Here is a 670-nt window from a genome sequence, read left to right as displayed (position 1 = left end):
CCGGGGCCGGAGCGGCCTTGGCGGCCTCCGCGGCGGCGATGACGTCCTGCTTGCGGATGCGGCCTCCGACGCCGGTGCCGGCGACGGAGGACAGCGCGACGCCGTGCTCGGCGGCGAGCTTGCGCACCAGCGGGGTGACGTAGGCGTCACCGCTGTCGGCCACCGGAGCGGCCGGGGCGACCGGAGCCGGGGCGGCGACGGGGGCCGGGGCGGCAACCGGGGCCGGGGCGGCGACCGGAGCGGCCGGAGCGACGGGGGCCGGGGCAGCGACCGGAGCCGGGGCGGCAACGGGAGCCGGAGCGGCAACCGGAGCCGGAGCGGCGACCGGGGCCGGGGCGGCGGCGACGGCACCGGCGGCACCGATCAGCGCGAGCTGGGCGCCGACCTCGGCGGTCTCGTCCTCGGCGACCAGGATCTTCACCACGGTGCCGGCGACCGGCGACGGGATCTCGGTGTCGACCTTGTCGGTCGACACCTCCAGCAGCGGCTCGTCGACCTCGACGGTGTCGCCCTCGGCCTTCAGCCAGCGGGTGACGGTGCCCTCGGTGACCGACTCGCCCAGGGCGGGCAGCAGCACCGGGGTGGCGTCGGCGGCCGGAGCGGCGGCCGGGGCCGGGGCGGCAACGGGGGCCGGAGCGGCGACCGGAGCCGGGGCGGCGACCGGAGCGGG

The 670-nt window shown here is 80.1% G+C and carries 1 protein-coding gene; it reads right to left on the bottom strand.

Features of this window, described 5'->3' with window-relative positions:
- The coding region (locus AE652_RS42585; RefSeq protein WP_049661695.1) for a biotin/lipoyl-containing protein at window positions 1-670 on the bottom strand (670 nt) is incomplete at both ends.

This window comes from Kitasatospora sp. MY 5-36 (assembly GCF_001182915.1).
Taxonomy (GTDB): domain Bacteria; phylum Actinomycetota; class Actinomycetes; order Streptomycetales; family Streptomycetaceae; genus Kitasatospora.
The sequence above is the reverse complement of the archived record's forward strand: the minus strand, read 5'-3'. Positions and strand labels throughout refer to the sequence as shown.